14 protein-coding genes and 1 tRNA gene are annotated in these 16,037 nt (G+C 71.1%); 12 read left to right on the top strand and 3 right to left on the bottom strand.

Going from position 1 to position 16,037, the window contains the following annotated elements; translation table 11 throughout:
* Positions 1–83 precede the first annotated feature (83 nt).
* Positions 84–1,886: a methionine--tRNA ligase gene (gene metG / locus ACGF3C_RS00685; RefSeq protein ID WP_355005141.1), complete on the top strand. Its 1,803-nt coding sequence runs from the start codon at positions 84–86 to the stop codon at positions 1,884–1,886.
* Positions 1,887–1,928: 42 nt separating this feature from the next.
* Here the strand turns inward: metG and ACGF3C_RS00680 are convergent, their stop codons facing one another.
* Positions 1,929–3,176, bottom strand: a complete 1,248-nt coding sequence (locus tag ACGF3C_RS00680; protein ID WP_393217518.1) for a hypothetical protein — start codon at positions 3,174–3,176, stop codon at positions 1,929–1,931.
* A 129-nt stretch (positions 3,177–3,305) separates the two neighbouring features.
* On the opposite strand from ACGF3C_RS00680, the gene ACGF3C_RS00675 reads away from it, so the two are divergent.
* From ACGF3C_RS00675 to ACGF3C_RS00650, 6 genes are all read left to right on the top strand, one after another.
* Positions 3,306–4,205 carry a TatD family hydrolase gene (locus tag ACGF3C_RS00675; protein ID WP_393217516.1) on the top strand — a complete coding sequence of 300 codons (900 nt, stop codon included), beginning with the start codon at positions 3,306–3,308 and terminating at the stop codon, positions 4,203–4,205.
* Entirely contained in the window at positions 4,199–5,068 is an 870-nt protein-coding gene (gene rsmA / locus ACGF3C_RS00670) for a 16S rRNA (adenine(1518)-N(6)/adenine(1519)-N(6))-dimethyltransferase RsmA (protein WP_355005144.1), read from the top strand. Before ACGF3C_RS00675 ends, rsmA begins: the two co-directional genes overlap by 7 nt.
* 86 nt (positions 5,069–5,154) lie before the next feature.
* Positions 5,155–6,102, top strand: a complete 948-nt coding sequence (locus ACGF3C_RS00665) for a 4-(cytidine 5'-diphospho)-2-C-methyl-D-erythritol kinase (protein WP_393217513.1) — start codon at positions 5,155–5,157, stop codon at positions 6,100–6,102.
* A 120-nt stretch (positions 6,103–6,222) separates the two neighbouring features.
* A complete protein-coding gene (locus ACGF3C_RS00660) occupies positions 6,223–8,028 on the top strand; it encodes an ABC-F family ATP-binding cassette domain-containing protein (RefSeq protein ID WP_393217511.1) in 1,806 nt (601 codons plus the stop codon).
* A gap of 100 nt (positions 8,029–8,128) precedes the next feature.
* Positions 8,129–8,584: a DUF4383 domain-containing protein gene (locus tag ACGF3C_RS00655; RefSeq protein WP_355005148.1), complete on the top strand. Its 456-nt coding sequence runs from the start codon at positions 8,129–8,131 to the stop codon at positions 8,582–8,584.
* A gap of 207 nt (positions 8,585–8,791) precedes the next feature.
* Positions 8,792–9,268 carry a DUF4383 domain-containing protein gene (locus ACGF3C_RS00650; RefSeq protein WP_357227784.1) on the top strand — a complete coding sequence of 159 codons (477 nt, stop codon included), beginning with the start codon at positions 8,792–8,794 and terminating at the stop codon, positions 9,266–9,268.
* 6 nt (positions 9,269–9,274) lie between these two features.
* On the opposite strand, the gene ACGF3C_RS00645 is transcribed toward ACGF3C_RS00650, so the two are convergent.
* Positions 9,275–9,973, bottom strand: a complete 699-nt coding sequence (locus ACGF3C_RS00645; protein ID WP_357227781.1) for a TetR/AcrR family transcriptional regulator — start codon at positions 9,971–9,973, stop codon at positions 9,275–9,277.
* Positions 9,974–10,196: 223 nt separating this feature from the next.
* Positions 10,197–11,162, bottom strand: a complete 966-nt coding sequence (locus ACGF3C_RS00640; protein WP_357227778.1) for an acyl-CoA desaturase — start codon at positions 11,160–11,162, stop codon at positions 10,197–10,199.
* Between the two features lie 313 nt (positions 11,163–11,475).
* Between ACGF3C_RS00640 and ACGF3C_RS00635 the strand changes: the two genes are divergently transcribed.
* The 5 genes from ACGF3C_RS00635 (at position 11,476) to pth (ending at position 15,943) form a co-directional block, all read left to right on the top strand.
* Positions 11,476–11,547 (top strand) — tRNA-Gln (locus tag ACGF3C_RS00635).
* A gap of 110 nt (positions 11,548–11,657) precedes the next feature.
* Positions 11,658–13,190 carry a bifunctional UDP-N-acetylglucosamine diphosphorylase/glucosamine-1-phosphate N-acetyltransferase GlmU gene (gene glmU, locus ACGF3C_RS00630; RefSeq protein ID WP_393217507.1) on the top strand — a complete coding sequence of 511 codons (1,533 nt, stop codon included), beginning with the start codon at positions 11,658–11,660 and terminating at the stop codon, positions 13,188–13,190.
* A gap of 58 nt (positions 13,191–13,248) precedes the next feature.
* Positions 13,249–14,229, top strand: coding sequence for a ribose-phosphate diphosphokinase (locus ACGF3C_RS00625; protein ID WP_030329105.1), 981 nt, complete (start codon positions 13,249–13,251; stop codon positions 14,227–14,229).
* 332 nt (positions 14,230–14,561) lie between these two features.
* Positions 14,562–15,257 (top strand): 50S ribosomal protein L25/general stress protein Ctc, encoded by a 696-nt coding sequence (locus ACGF3C_RS00620; RefSeq protein WP_393217505.1) that lies wholly within the window; start codon positions 14,562–14,564, stop codon positions 15,255–15,257.
* 95 nt (positions 15,258–15,352) lie between these two features.
* Complete coding sequence (gene pth, locus ACGF3C_RS00615) at positions 15,353–15,943, top strand: aminoacyl-tRNA hydrolase (protein WP_393217503.1); 591 nt, start codon at positions 15,353–15,355, stop codon at positions 15,941–15,943.
* Positions 15,944–16,037: the final 94 nt, after the last annotated feature.

The following is a 16,037-nucleotide window of genomic DNA, read 5'->3' as shown; positions in this document are numbered from 1 at the left end:
GCGAGGTGGTCGGCCCGGTCCGCCGGTCGGGCACCCCCTATTGGTTCGCGAACGCCCCGGACGGGTCACTAGGCTCACTGCTCATGAGTCACGTTCTCGCGGCAGTGGCCTGGCCCTACGCCAACGGCCCCCGCCACATCGGCCACGTCTCCGGTTTCGGCGTTCCCTCCGACGTCTTCGCCCGGTACATGCGGATGGCCGGCCACGACGTGCTCATGGTCTCCGGCACCGACGAGCACGGCACCCCGATCCAGGTGCAGGCCGACGCCGACGGGGTGACCCCGCGCGAACTGGCCGACCGGTACAACAGGGTGATCGTCGAGGACCTGCACGGCCTCGGTCTCTCGTACGACCTGTTCACCCGCACCACCACCCGCAACCACTACGCGGTGGTGCAGGAGTTGTTCGAGGGGATGTACCGCAACGGCTACATCGTGCCGAAGACCACGATGGGCGCGATCTCCCCGTCCACCGGGCGCACCCTGCCCGACCGCTACATCGAGGGCACCTGCCCGATCTGCGGGTACGACAGCGCCCGCGGTGACCAGTGCGACAACTGCGGCAACCAACTCGATCCGATCGACCTGATCAACCCGAAGTCGCGGATCAACGGAGAGACTCCGAAGTTCGTCGAGACCGAGCACTTCTTCCTGGACCTGCCGGCCCTGGCCGAGGTGCTGCGGCAGTGGCTGGACACCCGCGAGGGGTGGCGGCCCAACGTGCTGCGGTTCTCCCGCAACCTGCTCGACGACCTCCAGCCCCGGGCGATCACCCGTGACCTGGAGTGGGGCGTACCGATTCCGCTCGACGGCTGGCGCGACCGGTCGGACAAGCGGATCTACGTGTGGTTCGACGCGGTGATCGGCTACCTGTCCGCCTCGATCGAATGGGCCCGTCGCTCCGGCGACCCGGACGCGTGGCGGAAGTACTGGTCCGCCGACGGCGCGGGCAAGGACGCCCGGTCCTACTACTTCATGGGCAAGGACAACATCGTCTTCCACTCGGTGATCTGGCCGGCGCTGCTCTCCGGCTACTCCGGCGAGGGCTCCCGCGACGGTGAGCCGGGCGAGCTGGGTCGGCTCAACCTGCCCACCGAGGTGGTTTCGAGCGAGTACCTGACCATGGAGGGGCGCAAGTTCTCCTCGTCCCGCAAGGTGGTCATCTACGTTCGCGACTTCCTGGAGCGCTACGACGCCGACGCGCTGCGCTACTTCATCGCCGCCGCCGGCCCGGAGAGCAACGACACCGACTTCACCTGGGCCGAGTTCCTGCGCCGCAACAACGACGAGTTGGTCGCCGGTTGGGGCAACCTGGTCAACCGGTGCGTCTCGATGGCCGCGAAGAACTTCGGGACGATCCCGCCGGTCGACCCGGCCGGGCTCACCGAGGCCGACGAGGCGCTGCTCGCCGTCGCCCGGACCGGGTTCACCACCGTCGGCGACCTGATCGGCCGGCACCGGCAGAAGCAGGCGATCGGTGAGGCCATGAAGGTGGTCGCCGAGGCCAACAGGTACCTCTCCGAGCAGGCGCCCTGGAAGCTCAAGGACGAGGCGGACAAGCCCCGGATGGGCACCATCCTGCACGTCGCCCTTCAGGTGATCAGCGATGCCAACACGCTGCTCACCCCGTTCCTGCCGCACTCCGCCCAGCAGGTGCACGAGCTGCTCGGGGGCACCGGGGTGCACGCGCCGATGCCGGTGATCGAGCAGGTCGACGACCTGGACGGCGGCCCGGCGTACCCGGTGCTGACCGGGGACTACACCGTCGGCGCGCGCTGGGAGTCGGTGTCGATCGAGGCGGGCCGTCCGCTGGCCGCCCCGAAGCCGGTGTTCCGCAAGCTCGACCCGTCGATCGTCGACGAGGAACTGGCCCGGCTCGCCGACTGACCGCACGGCGCGTGGTGGCGGGTGCACCGCCGCCGCGCGCCGTCACATCGCGTACCGGGTGTCCATCACCTGGTCGTCGGTCACCTCGGCGCCCGGCGCCCAGGCCTCGTAGACGCCGCGTTCCTGGCACTGCGCGCCGGTCGTGACGACGGTGTCCGGGTTCGGGTAGCGCAGGCGCACCCGCAGCCAGCCGGCCTCCTCCCGCAGCACCAGGCACGGCACCCCCCGCCACTGGGCGAACCGGAGCCGGCGGGCCACCGCGTCGACCGGGTAACGGGCCGCCCGGGTCATCGCCAGCACCCGGAACCCGCCGGGCAGGTCGGCGACCGCCTCGTACTCGCTGTCGCCGTACATGCCGACCAGCTGGGTGGAGCGGGGGACCTCGGCGTTCGGCACGTACTCCTGGTCCGGGGAGAGCCCCGGCACCGCGGCCAGCAGGTGCCGCCACTGCGGGCCCACCATCCGCAGCCACCCGCGCTGCTCGGCCTGGTAGGTGTAGAGCACCACCTCCATCCCCTCCGCCGGGTACGCGATGAGGGCGGCGTTCGCCGGCATCGGCAGATCGGCGAAGTCCCGGGTGACGAACTCCGGGATGAGCTGACCGTTGCTGGGCACGAAGCCGGTGCCGAGCACCGGGGCACCGAGCCGGTCCCGGGCGGCCAGCGCGGTCAGACCACGGTGTGCCGGGCCCACCGGCACGTCGTAGTCGCCCGGGTCGGACGCGCGCCAGCGCAGCGCGTACGTCACGTCCGTGCCGTCCCGGCCAGCGTCACCGTCCGTACGCAGCACCGTCGTCGCCGCCGGCGTACGCAGGTGCGCCACATCGTGCTCGCGGTAGCAGAAGCCGTGCGGCAGCCAGCCCCGTACGTAGCCGGCGAGCTGCTGGGCCGAGAGCACCTTCATCATCCGGGTGCCCCGCCGGACCACCGCCGACGCGCGCGCGGCCACCAGCATCGGGTCGTTCGCTGCCGCCGGTTGCTGGCTGAGCTGGTGCAGGTACGCCCAACCCCGCTCGCGGTGAGCGGGCATCAGCAGCGGCGTCTCCGGCTCGTCGGCCGGCTCCGTCAGCCCGTGCACGGCTGTCACCTCGGTGACGTGCACGAACCGGTGCCACGGCAGGGCGCTACCCGGGCGGGGTGCCCACTCGAAGCCGGCCACCTCGTCGGCGCTGAACAACTCGTACGCGGCGCCCCGGGCGATCTCCTCCGCCGGGTACACGCCGCCACCGAACGCCACGTTCAGTCCGGTCCGTTCGCCGGCGCTGCCACCGGCCTGGGGAGTGACGCTCATGCCGTCGCCTCGCTGCTCGGTGGGATGAGGTCCGCACGCTGTCGCGTCCGCTCGTGAGCGACCGTAGAGTCGCGCGGCGTAGTCGGGGTGAACGTCGGGTGGCGGGCAGATGGACAGGCCCGGTGTGTGATGCTGTCGCTGATGAGCGAGCCCACTGAATCCCGCCGCGAGCGTGCCGCCCGGCGGGCCGGAGAGTTTCCGCCCGCCCCCGAGTCGTTGCCCCGGGCGGTGCTGGACAGCCACACCCACCTGGACATCACGGTCAGCGAGGCCGGTGTGCCCGGCGGCGGGCCGGCCGACGACCCGGTCGCCGTGGCCATCGCGTTGGCCACGAAGGTCGGCGTGGACCGGCTGGTCCAGGTGGGCGTGGACGTCGCCTCGTCCCGGTGGGGCGCGGACACCGCCGACGAGTACCCCGCGGTGCTGGCCACCGTGGCGCTGCACCCCAACGAGGCACCCCGGCTCGGCGACCTCGACGAGGCGCTGCGGGAGATCGAGTCACTCGCCGCCCGCGACCGGGTCCGGGGGATCGGCGAGACCGGAATGGACTTCTTCCGGACCGGCGACGAGGGACGTGCCGCGCAGGAGCACAGTTTCCGGGCGCACATCGCCATCGCCAAGCGGTACGACAAGACGCTCGTCATCCATGACCGTGACGCGCACGCCGACGTGCTGCGCATCCTCGAGGACGAGGGTGCTCCCGACCGGGTGGTGCTGCACTGCTTCTCCGGCGACGCCGACTTCGCCAGCGAGTGCGTCCGCCGCGGCTACCTGCTGAGCTTCGCCGGCACCGTCACCTTCGGCAGCGCGACGGCGCTACGCGAGGCCGCCGCGCTCACCCCGCTGGATCAGATGCTGGTGGAGACCGACGCCCCGTACCTCACCCCGATGCCGTACCGCGGCCGGCCGAACGCGTCGTACCTGATTCCGCTCACCGTCCGCGCGCTCGCCGCGACCACCGGCAGCGACCTGGACGAGCTGTGCGCGGCCATCTCCGCCACCGGCGAGCGGGCCTTCGGCCCGTGGTGAGCCTGCTCGGCCCGGCGGAGATCCGGGAACTCGCCGCCCGGTTGGGCGTCGCGCCCACCAAGAAGCTGGGCCAGAACTTCGTGCACGACCCGAACACGGTGCGTCGGATCGTGACCGCCGCCGGCCTCACCCCCGACGACGTGGCCCTGGAGGTGGGGCCCGGGCTCGGCTCGCTGACCCTGGGGCTGCTGCCGGTCGCCGGGCACGTGCACGCCGTGGAGATCGACCCGGTGCTCGCCGGGGCGCTGCCGGAGACCGTCGCGCGGCACGCCGAGGGCGATGCCGCCCGGCTCACCGTGCACCGCGCGGACGCGCTGCGTATCGCCGCCGCCGAGCTGGGCGACCCGGCACCGACGGCGCTTGTGGCGAACCTGCCCTACAACGTCGCCGTGCCAGTCGTGCTGCACCTGCTCGCCGTGCTGCCCACCCTGCGCCACGGCCTGGTGATGGTGCAGAAGGAGGTCGCCGACCGGCTCGTCGCCGGTCCCGGCTCCAAGGTGTACGGCATCCCGTCGGTGAAACTCGCCTGGTACGCCCAGGCCCGGAGCGCCGGCAAGGTGCCGCCGAACGTGTTCTGGCCGGTGCCCAACGTCGACTCCGGCCTGGTCGCCTTCACCTGCCACGAGCCGCCCCGCATCGACGTACCGAGGGAGCGGGTCTTCGCCGTGGTGGACGCCGCGTTCGCGCAGCGGCGCAAGACGCTGCGCGCCGCGTTGGCGGGCTGGGCCGGTGGTGCGGACCGGGCCGCCGCGGCGCTCACCGCCGCCGGCGTCGACCCCGGCGCCCGTGGGGAGTCACTGACCGTCGAGCAGTTCGCCGCCATCGCCGCGTCGGCCCCGGCCGGTACGCCGGCCGGGAAGTAGGCTGACGCCGTGCCCGCCCAGGACGCTGAGGAGCTGATCGTGGCCAAGCCGTTCGACATCCGCCTGCCCGTGCGGGACATCACCCCGTGACCGAGGCCTGGCGACCGGACGACGACGAGCGACGCGGAGCCATCGGCCCGGTGCGGGTACGGGTGCCCGCGAAGATCAACCTGCACCTCGGGGTGGGCCCGCTGCGCCGGGATGGCTACCACGAGCTGAACACCGTCTACCACGCCATCTCGATCTACGACGAGCTGACGGCCCGCCGGGGCGACACCCTCGCCCTGACCATGGAGGGTGAGGGCACCGGCGAGCTGGCCCTGGACGACACCAACCTGGTGATCCGTGCCGCGCACGCCCTCGCCGGGTACGCGGGTGTGCTGCCGCACGCCCGCCTGCACCTGCGCAAGCAGATCCCGCTCGCCGGTGGGTTGGCCGGCGGCAGCGCCGACGCGGCCGCCGCGCTGGTGGCCTGCGACGCGCTCTGGGGCACCGGGCTGTCCCGCGACGAGCTGGCCGGCATCGCCGCCGACCTCGGCTCGGACGTGCCGTTCCTGATCTACGGTGGCACCGCGCTGGGCACCGGCCGGGGCGAGGCGGTCAGCCCCGTGCTGGCCCGCGCCACCTCCTGGCACTGGGTGGTGGCGATCGCCGATGTCGGCCTCTCCACCCCGGCCGCCTACCGGGAGCTGGATCGGCTCCGCGACTCCGGTGCCGCCGGTACCCCGCTGGGCAGCACCGACGCGCTGCTGGGCGCGCTGCGCCAGCGTGACCCCCGCGTGCTCGCCCGTACGCTCGGCAACGACCTCCAGGACGCCGCCCTGGCCATGCGCCCGGCGCTGGCCGACACTCTGAAGGCTGGCGAGGCGGCCGGCGCGCTCACCGGCATCGTCTCCGGCTCCGGTCCGACCTGCGTGTTTCTCGCCGCCACCGCAGCCGACGCGGAGCGGATCGCCGCCGAGCTGGCCGCCGCGGGTGTCTGCCGGGAGGCGCGGGTCGCGCACGGTCCGGTAGCCGGCGCCCGCGTCGGCTGACGACCCGTTCCACCGGAGCTGCCGGCGCGCGGCGCGGGCGTTCGGGGCTTCCGCGTACCCTTGGGACAGGCGTCCAGGTGCCCGCCGGCACCGGGACGCCTTGATCATGAAGGGTGGAACGTGGCGAACATCGTCAATCTGGACCGGGTGTCCAAGGGGTACGGCGCCGCCGGGCGGCTGCTCACGGACGTCTCGCTCGGCCTGGACGACGCCGACCGGATCGGCGTGGTCGGCCTCAACGGCGCCGGCAAGTCCACCCTGCTGCGGCTGCTCACCAAGCAGGAGGACCCCGACGACGGTCGGGTGACCCACCGCCGTGACCTGCGTGTGCTCTGGCTGCCGCAGCAGCTCACCCTCGCCCCCGAGGCGACCGTCCGGGACGTGGTGCTCGGCACCGCCTGGCTCGCCGAGGGCATGGGCGCCGAGCACGAGTGGGCCGGCGACTCCGGGGTGCGGGCCATCCTCGACGGCCTCGGCATGCCGCACCTCGGCCTCGACCAGCCGGTCGGCCCGATGTCCGGTGGCGAACGCCGCCGGGTGGCGCTCGCCGCGCTGCTCGTGCGCGACTCCGACCTGCTCATCCTCGACGAGCCCACCAACCACCTGGACGTCGGCGGGGTCGACTGGCTGGCCCGGCACCTGGTCGGCCGCAAGGGCGCCCTCGTCGTGGTCACCCACGACCGGTGGTTCCTGGACGCGGTCTGCACCAACACCTGGGAGGTCGCCGACCAGACCGTCCGCGCCTACGAGGGTGGCTTCGCCGCCTGGACCCTCGCCCGCGCGGAGCGCGAGCGGGTCGCCGCCGCCACCGAGGCCCGCCGGCAGAACCTGCTCCGCAAGGAGATCGCCTGGCTGCGCCGTGGCCCGCCCGCGCGGACCTCCAAGCCGCAGTTCCGCATCGACGCCGCGAACGCGTTGATCGCCGACGTGCCCCCGGCGCGCGACACCATGTCGTTGCAGCGGATGGCGGTTTCCCGCCTGGGCAAGCAGGTGTACGAGCTGGAGAACGTCGAGCTGCACGCCGGCCCGAAGGAGATCCTGCGCGACACCTCCTGGCTCGTCGGCCCCGGCGACCGGATCGCCATCCTCGGTGCCAACGGCGCCGGCAAGACCACGCTGCTGCGGATGCTCGCCGGCATCACCCGCCCCGACGGCGGTCGCCTCGGCACCGGCGCCACGGTGCGGCCCGCTTTCCTCTCCCAGGAGCTCACCGAGCTGCCCGGGCACCTGCGGGTGCTGGAGGCGGTGGAGGATGTCGCCCGCCGGGTTCAGCTCGGCGACCGGGAGGTCTCCGCTTCGCAGCTCGCTGAGGTGTTCGGCTTCGACGACCGCAGGCTCTGGACGCCGGTCAGTGATCTCTCCGGTGGGGAGCGCCGCCGGTTGCAGATGCTGCGGCTGCTGGCCGGCGAGCCCAACGTGCTGCTCTTCGACGAGCCCACCAACGACCTGGACACGGACACCCTCGCCTCGCTGGAGGACCTGCTCGACTCGTGGCCCGGCACGATCATCGTGGCCAGCCACGACCGCTACCTGATCGAGCGGGTCACCGACACGGCGTACGGAATGTTCGGCGACGGTCGACTGGTGCACCTGCCGGGCGGTGTGGACGAGTACCTCGCGCGGACCGCCGAGCGGGCCGGCTCTCCCCGGGCGGGCGTGACCTCGACCTCCGCACCCGGTGCTCCCTCGGGAGGCGGCATGACCGCCGCCGAGGTCCGGCAGGCCCGCAAGGAACTGACCCGGCTGGAGCGGCAGCTCAGCAAGCTCGACCAGCGCGAGACCACGCTGCTCGATCAGCTCGCCGCGGACGCCACCGACTACGCCCGGGTCGCCGAGTTGGACACCCAGCTGAAGGATCTGCGCGCCGAACGGGAGCGAATCGAGGAGAGCTGGATGACCCTCGCCGAGGACCTGCCCGAGAGCTGACCGGCCGGGCGCGCCGGCCCGGCCCCCGTGTGCGGCGTCACACCACCACATGCGAGACAATCGTCGGCGACACCTACCCCACGGCGTTGGAGACACAGACATGGCACACACCCCCGTCAACCACCCCGCGCGGCCGATCTACCGGGCGATCGGCGGGCTGACCGGTCTGTACCTGGTCGTCTTCGGGGTGCTCGGCATCATCGCCAGCACCGGCAACGAGATCCTCGCCCAGGACGACACCCGGGTCCTCGGTCAGGGCACCAACCTCGGCTTCTCGCTGTTCAGCGTGCTGGTCGGGGTCGTCGTGCTGGTCGGCACCGCGCTCGGCCGCAACATCGACGTGGCGATCAACCAGTGGCTGGCGTACGGCCTCATGGTGGTCAGCCTGGCCGGTCTCGCGTTCATCCGGACCGACGCCAACATCTTCAACTTCAGCATCACCACTGTGGTCGTGGTGATGACGGCAGCCCTGGTGCTGCTCATGGTCGGCATGTACGGCAAGGTCGGCACGGATGATGAGGCGGAGGCGTTCCAGAAGGCTCGTCTCGTTCTCTGATCTTCTTGGGTTGCGGTCTAGGGTTTTCCGCCGGAGCCCGAGCTGCTCCGGGCGGTCAGGCTTGATCCCTGCGCAGCTCGGGCTCCGGCGGAAAACCTGACCTGGTCCAGCCATTCGGCGGACGCTTCCGGCATCGGGGTTCTTCGGACAGTTGGGTCTACCCTGGGCGACAATTCCCCTGAAACGGTCACTTCAGGGGGTCTGGGTATGCCGCATTTTCCGGTCAACCATCCGGCACGGCCGCTCTACCGGGTCCTCTCCGGGCTGATCGGCGTCTACATCCTGGTCTTCGGCGTGTGGGGCGTCGCCGAGACGATCGGGGATCCGCTCTTCGCCCGTAACAGCACCTGGGCCCTCGGGCTCCGGACCAACCTGGCCTTCTCACTGGCCTCGGTGGTCTTCGGGGTCGTTCTGATCATCGGGGCCTCGCGGCGTACCAACCTCGGCCACTACATGAACCTCACGGCGGGCGTGGTGTTCCTGGTGACCAGCATCCTGATGATGTCGGTGCTGCAGACCGGAGGGAACTTTCTCAACTTCTCGATGTCGACAGTGATCGTGTCGATGCTGTTCGGCCTGATCCTGCTCGGCACCGGCCTCTACGACAAGGTCGGCCCACCGGAATCCGCCGAGGCGGAGTTGGAGCACCGTAAGCACCCGGTGGCCGACGTGCACCGCCGCTGATCGGGGTCAGTTGCGCCGCGCGGTGATCAGCGTCGGCTTGGCCTCCAGGTGCGACAACCCGTTCCAGGCCAGGTTGACGAGGTGCGCCGCCACCGTCTCCTTGCGCGGCTTACGCACCTCCAACCACCAGCGACCGGTCAACGCCACCATGCCGACAAGCGCCTGCGAGTACAGCTCGGCGAGCTTCGGGTCGTACCCGCGGCTCTTGTACTCGGCGCCCAGGATGTGCTCGACCTGGTGCGCCACGTCGTTCATGACGCTGCTGAAGGTGGCCGTGCCGGACATCAGCGGCGACTCGCGGACCAGCACCCGGAAACCGCTGGTCTCCTCCTCGATGTAGGTCAGCAGGGCGAGCGCCGCCTGTTCCAGGAGCTCCCGCGGATGCCCGGCGGTCAACGCCGTGGTGATCCGGTCGAGCAGGGCCCGGACCTCCCGGTCCACCACCACCGCGTAGAGCCCTTCCTTGCCACCGAAGTGCTCGTACACCACCGGCTTGGAGACCTTGGCGCGGGCCGCCACCTCCTCGATGGAGGTGGCGTCGAAACCGCGTTCCGCGAAGAGTTGCCGGCCGGTCGCGATCAACTGTTCCCGGCGTTGGGCCGCCGACATGCGGATCCGGGAGGGAGGTTTGGCTTTCGGTGCCGCCGTCGGCGTCGCCCGTCGGCCGCCGACAGCTGCCGCCGCCTCGTCGCTGACCTCAGGCATGTCGCCGCCTCGCTGGCGCTCGGTGACGCCCTGCCGTGGAATGGTTCCTCCGCTGTGCCCGTTCACGTCGTCGCCTAACTGTCGGGCGGTTCGACCGCCCTGACGCGCCGTTCGACCGTACCCGGATCGGGCTCGGCTCCCGCCCACCGAGCCGCCTGGTGCCCCCGCATGGCTCGGTCACCCGGCCATCCTGCCAGGCGGCATCCTCGTGCACCGCCCGGTTTCAGCGGGGTGCGACCGGCTTCACCAGCTTGGCGGCGAGGCGCTCGGGCTTTGGCCAGCGCACCTGTGTTGCCGCGCCGGTCTTCTCGAACAACCAGATCACCCGGGCGGAGATGTCCACCTGACCGCGCAACACGCCGTGCCGGGCGCTGGTCGGGTCGGCGTGGTGCAGGTTGTGCCAGCTCTCGCCGAACGACAGGATCGCCAGCGGCCAGAAGTTCGACGCGCGGTCGCCCTGGCGCATCGCGAACGGACGCTCACCGTAGACGTGGCACACCGAGTTGATCGCCCAGGTGACGTGGTGCAGGAGGCCGATCCGGACCAGCCCGGCCCAGAAGAACGCGGTCAGCGCGCCCTGCCAGGACCAGGTCACCAGGCCGCCGATCAGCGCCGGGCCGAGCAGCGAGATGGCCACCAGCGCGGGGAAGAGTCGGTCGACCCGGCTGATGTCCCGGTCGGCGATGAGGTCCGGTGCGAAACGCCCGCGGTTGGACAGCTCCCGGCGGAAGAGCCAGCCCACGTGTGCGTGGAACAGGCCCCGGGTCAACGCCCAGAAGCTGGTGCCGAAGCGCCACGGCGAGTGCGGGTCACCCTCCAGGTCGGAGAACGCGTGGTGGCGCCGGTGGTCGGCGACCCACTGAATGATCTCGCCCTGTACCGCCAGCGAACCCGCGACCGCCAGAGTCACCCGCAGCCACCGCTTGGCCTTGAACGAGCCGTGGGTGAAGTAGCGGTGGAAGCCGACGGTGATGCCGAGCCCGGAGACGACGTACCAGACGAGGCCGATGATCACGTCGGTCCAACCGAGCCAGCCGCCCCACGCCACCGGAACGGCGACCAGCAGAGCGACGAAGGGGATCACCACGAAAGCCCAGAGGGCGGCCAGGATGCCGGGGGACTGGCTGCCGTCGGTGAGTGGTTTGGGGCCGGATCCGGCGGTGTTGGGATCGAGTACAGCAGTGGACATGGGACCTCGCAGGGGGATGGTGACGATCACTAAGTTACGCCTACGTCACCGTAACTTACGGCACCGTAGATCGCATCTGGAAGTTTGGAATCGCCTTCGCTTAACTATGTGAAGTAGCAGGTCAAACGGGCCGGTGGCGCAGACTCGGCCGACCCGGTCCGAGGGTGGCCGAGGTGCGGGCCGACCACCCCTGGTCCGTTCACGGCATCGACCGCTCGCCGTGCGGTGGGATGAGCGCTGGCGCCCGAGGGCCGGGGCGCTAAGGTGTAGCGGCGGGGTGTCCATCCCTCGTGCGACGTGCTCGCGTCGGTGATCGGCCGTGGTGTAATTGGCAACACCCGGGTCTTTGGTACCCGTATTTCAGGTTCGAACCCTGGCGGCCGAGCTGCCCACCTGCGTCCCTTTTAGGGCCTGGTGGGGGTAAGAGGGGAACGTGCCGGGCCTCGCGGCTAGCATGGCCGCGAGAGTGTCCGCCGTCCCGACGGGAGCCACGTCGTGCCCCAGCCCCACCTCCGTACCGTCGTCGTGCTTGCCGCCGGTGAGGGCAAGCGGATGAAGTCGACACTGCCCAAGGTGCTGCACCCCCTGCTCGGCCGGACGCTCCTCGGTCACGTGCTGAGCGCCGCCGCCCCGTTGGGCGCGGACCGCACCGTCGTCGTGGTGGGGCACGGCGCCGACCAGGTGCGGGCGCACCTGTCCGAGATCGCCCCGGACGCCACTCCGGTGCTCCAGGCCGAGCAGCTCGGCACCGGGCATGCCGTACGGATCGCGCTGGAGGCCGTACCGGAAGGTGCCGGCACCGTCGTGGTGATCAACGGTGACGTGCCCCTGCTGCGGCCGGAGACGGTGGGCGCGCTGGTGACCGCCCACGAGGAGGCCGCTGCCGCGGCCACGGTGCTGGCCGCCGAGGTGCCCGACCCGACCGGCCTCGGGCGGATCGTCAGGGACGCCGACGGGTGCCTGGAGCAGATCGTCGAGGAGCGCGACGCCGACCCGACGCAGCGCGCGATCCGGGAGATCAACGCCGGCATCTACGCGTTCGACGCGGTGCGGCTGCGCGAGGCGCTGGGCAAGCTCTCCACCGACAACGACCAGGGCGAGGAGTACCTGACCGACGTCTTCGGTCTGCTTCGTTCCGCCGGCGAGCCGGTGGCGGTGCACGTCGCCGTGGACCACGTCGAGACGTTGGGCTGCAACGACCGGGTGGAGCTGGCCACGCTGCGTCGGCTGCTGCGCGACCGGATCAACGAGGCGTGGATGCGCACCGGGGTGAGCCTGCTCGACCCCGCCACCACCTGGATCGACGTGACGGTCGCGCTGGACCGGGACGCGGTGATCGACCAGAACACCCAGTTGCGCGGCGGCACGGTGATCGGCGCGGGCGCGCTGATCGGGCCGGACGTCACCCTGATCGACACGATCGTCGGCCCCGCCGCGTCGGTGATCCGCAGTCACGCCGTCGGCGCCGAGGTGGGAGCGGGCGCGACCGTCGGGCCGTACGCGTACCTGCGGCCGGCCGCCCAGCTGGCCGAGAAGGCGAAGGTCGGCACGTTCGTCGAGGTGAAGAACTCGCAGATCGGTGCCGGCGCGAAGGTGCCGCACCTGACGTACGTCGGCGACGCGACGATCGGCGAGCAGACCAACATCGGTGCCGCGTCCGTCTTCGTGAACTACGACGGGGTCAACAAGCACCGCACGGTGATCGGCAGCCACGCGCGGACCGGTGCGGACAACATGTTCGTGGCGCCGGTCGAGGTGGGCGACGGGGCGTACACGGCGGCTGGTTCGGTGATCGTCGACGATGTGCCGGCAGGGGCGATGGGCGTCGCCCGGGCTCGCCAGCGCAACATCGAGGGCTGGGTCGTCAAGCGACGCGCCGGCACTGCCGCGGCGGAGGCGGCGCAGCGGGCCCGCGACGCGAAGGGTGCGGCCGGTACGACTGGTGCCGCAAGCCACAGTGAGGCAATCCACGGGGCGACCGAGACGGTGGGCGGCGCATCCGGCGCGGGAGATACTGCAACCGAATAGTCCCCGACCCACCACCACCGGGTCGGGTACCGCCGACATAACGGGAGCAGACGGGCCCATGGGCAGCATCGTCGCCGAAAACCGCAAAAGCCTGATGCTCTTTTCCGGACGTGGCTTTCCGGAGTTGGCCAAGGAGATCGGCGAGGTGCTCGGCGTCGCGCCGACGCCCGCCGACGCGTACGAGTTCGCCAACGGCGAGATCTTCGTACGGTTCAAGGACTCGGTACGTGGTTCGGACGCCTTCGTGGTCCAGTCCGTCACGCACGGGGTTAACACCTGGGTCATGGAGACCCTGATCATGGTGGACGCGCTGAAGCGGGGGTCGGCCAAGCGGATCACCGTGGTGCTGCCGTTCTACCCGTACGCCCGCCAGGACAAGAAGCACCGCGGTCGGGAGCCGATCTCGGCCCGCCTGGTGGCCGACCTGCTGAAGACCGCCGGCGCGAACCGCATCCTCACCGTCGACCTGCACACCGCGCAGATCCAGGGCTTCTTCGACGGCCCGGTGGACCACCTCTTCGCGATGGACATCCTCGCCGAGTACGTGGAGCACAAGTACGCCGGCCGGCCGATGACGGTGGTGGCACCGGATTCGGGGCGGGTGCGGGTGGCCGAGCGGTGGACCGACCGGTTGGGCGGGTGCCCGCTGGCGTTCATCCACAAGACCCGTGACCCGATGAAGCCGAACCAGGTAGTGGCGAACCGGGTCGTCGGCGAGGTGGAAGGGCGGGTCTGCCTGATCGTCGACGACATGATCGACACCGGTGGCACCATCGCCAAGGCCGCGGACATCCTCAAGGAGTCGGGCGCGGCGGAGATCGTTGTCGCGTCCACCCACGCGCTGCTGTCCGACCCGGCCACCGAGCGGCTGAAGAACAGCTCGATCAGCGAGATCGTGGTGACGAACACCCTGCCGCTTCCGCCGGAGAAGCAACTGGACAAGCTCACCGTGCTGTCGATCGCGCCGCTGCTGGCGCGGGCGATCCGCGAAGTCTTCGACGACGGCTCGGTGACCACCCTCTTCGGTGGCCTGAGCTGAGCCTGAGCCCCGTTTCCCCACTCGGCGTGCCGGTGGGGGGCGGGGCTGTCAAACTGGTGGAAACGGGGCCGGCACGCTGGTGGGAACGCCACCGACGCGCCGGTCCTGAGCCGTGATCGGGGACTGCCGGAAACCCTGGAAACAGCTCGGGTAGACTGGTGCGGTTGCCACGGCGAGGGTGCCCGGCGGGCCGCTGAAAAGCGCCGCACGGAGGCACCGTCATCGACGCGGTGCTCCGGGCAGTCGTTCATGACGCATGAGCCCCAGCGAGCCCCTCGCCCAGCACCGTTAGACGACAAGCCGCCGCAGCGAAAAGCATCAGGAGTTTCCCCGTGTCCGAGGTAAAGATCAGCGCCGAGCCCCGTACCGAGTTCGGCAAGGGTGGTGCCCGCCGTACCCGCCGGGCCGGCAAGGTGCCCGCCGTGCTGTACGGCCACGGCGAGAAGCCGAAGCACATCGCGCTGCCGTCGCGGGAGTTCGCCGCCGCGATCCGCAAGGGCGGTGCCAACCAGCTCTTCGCGATCGACATCACCGACGGCACCCAGGTGCTGGCGCTGCCGAAGGCGATCCAGCGTGACCCGATCCGCGACACCTTCGATCACGTCGACCTGATCCTGGTCCGCCGGGGCGAGAAGGTCACCGTCGAGGTCCCGGTCCAGCTGACCGGCGAGGCCGCCCGGGACACCCTGATCGTGCACGACCACGACACCCTGTCGGTGACCGCGGACGCCACCAAGGTTCCGGACCACCTCGAGGCGTCGATCGAGGGCATGGAGGCGGGCACCCAGGTGACCGCCGGCGATGTCACGCTGCCCTCCGGCGTCGAGCTGGCCGCCGACTCGGAGCTGACCGTCGCGTCGGTGACCGCCGCCCCGACCGCCGAGCAGCTCGAGGCGACGCTGCCCGACGTCGAGGTTGCCACCGACGAGGCCGAGGCCGAGGTCGGCGAGACCACCGAGGGCTCCGAGGGCGCGGACGAGGCCCCGGCCGAGGGTGCCGAGACGACCGAGGCGCGCACCGAGGCCTGATCGGTTCGTACTGTGCGACAGGCGTCCCCGGATGTTCCGGGGGCGCCTGTCGGCATATCGGGAGTCGCTGCGTTGGGTGTCGGAAGGGACGGGTCGTGACAGACGAGGCGGGGCCGTGGCTGGTGGTCGGCCTGGGCAACCCGGGCCGGGAGTATGCCGGCAACCGGCACAACGTCGGGTTCATGGTGGCCGAACTGCTGGCCGGGCGGGTGAGTGCGCGTTTCGGCCGGCACAAGCGGGCGGTGGCCGAGGTGGCCGAGGCGCGGCTGGGGTTCGGTGGGCCGAAGCTGGTGCTGGTCAAGCCACTGACGTACATGAACCTGTCCGGTGGGCCGGTCGCTGCCCTGGCGCAGTTCTACAAGGTGCCGGCCGCTCAGGTGATCGCGGTGCATGACGAGCTGGACATCGGCTTCGGCCAGGTGCGGGTCAAGTTCGGCGGCGGCGAGGGCGGGCACAACGGCCTGCGCTCGATGTCGAAGTCGTTGGGGACCAAGGACTACGCCCGGGTGCGGTTCGGCGTCGGCCGACCGCCGGGGCGGCAGGATCCGGCGGATTACGTGCTGTCGGATTTTGGCGCGGCCGAGCGCAAGGAGTTGGATTTCCTGGTGGACCGGGCCGCCGACATGGTGGAGTCGGTGATCGTCAAGGGCGTGGAGCCGACCCAGAACCTCTACCACGGCGGCTGAGCCGGGCGGGGCGTACCCGAATCGGAAACGGGGGGCCGGTAGTCTGCGCCTTTCAGCGTGCCGCGACCGGCGACGCGAGTCGCGGCGGATCGGC

The sequence above is a fragment of the Micromonospora sp. NPDC047762 genome, from assembly GCF_043204655.1.
Lineage (GTDB): Bacteria > Actinomycetota > Actinomycetes > Mycobacteriales > Micromonosporaceae > Micromonospora.
Note: the sequence above shows the minus strand (reverse complement) of the source record. Positions and strands in the feature narration are given on the sequence as shown.

Excerpts from the sequence above, each read along its gene's own strand:
- ACGF3C_RS00675 (WP_393217516.1), top strand. The coding sequence starts at position 3,306 with ATGCTGTCGCTGATGAGCGAGCCCACTGAATCCCGCCGCGAGCGTGCC.
- ACGF3C_RS00650 (WP_357227784.1), top strand. The coding sequence starts at position 8,792 with ATGCCGCATTTTCCGGTCAACCATCCGGCACGGCCGCTCTACCGGGTC.
- ACGF3C_RS00645 (WP_357227781.1), bottom strand. The coding sequence starts at position 9,973 with ATGCCTGAGGTCAGCGACGAGGCGGCGGCAGCTGTCGGCGGCCGACGG.
- ACGF3C_RS00625 (WP_030329105.1), top strand. The coding sequence starts at position 13,249 with ATGGGCAGCATCGTCGCCGAAAACCGCAAAAGCCTGATGCTCTTTTCC.
- metG (WP_355005141.1), top strand. The coding sequence starts at position 84 with ATGAGTCACGTTCTCGCGGCAGTGGCCTGGCCCTACGCCAACGGCCCC.
- ACGF3C_RS00640 (WP_357227778.1), bottom strand. The coding sequence starts at position 11,162 with ATGTCCACTGCTGTACTCGATCCCAACACCGCCGGATCCGGCCCCAAA.
- ACGF3C_RS00655 (WP_355005148.1), top strand. The coding sequence starts at position 8,129 with ATGGCACACACCCCCGTCAACCACCCCGCGCGGCCGATCTACCGGGCG.
- ACGF3C_RS00680 (WP_393217518.1), bottom strand. The coding sequence starts at position 3,176 with ATGAGCGTCACTCCCCAGGCCGGTGGCAGCGCCGGCGAACGGACCGGA.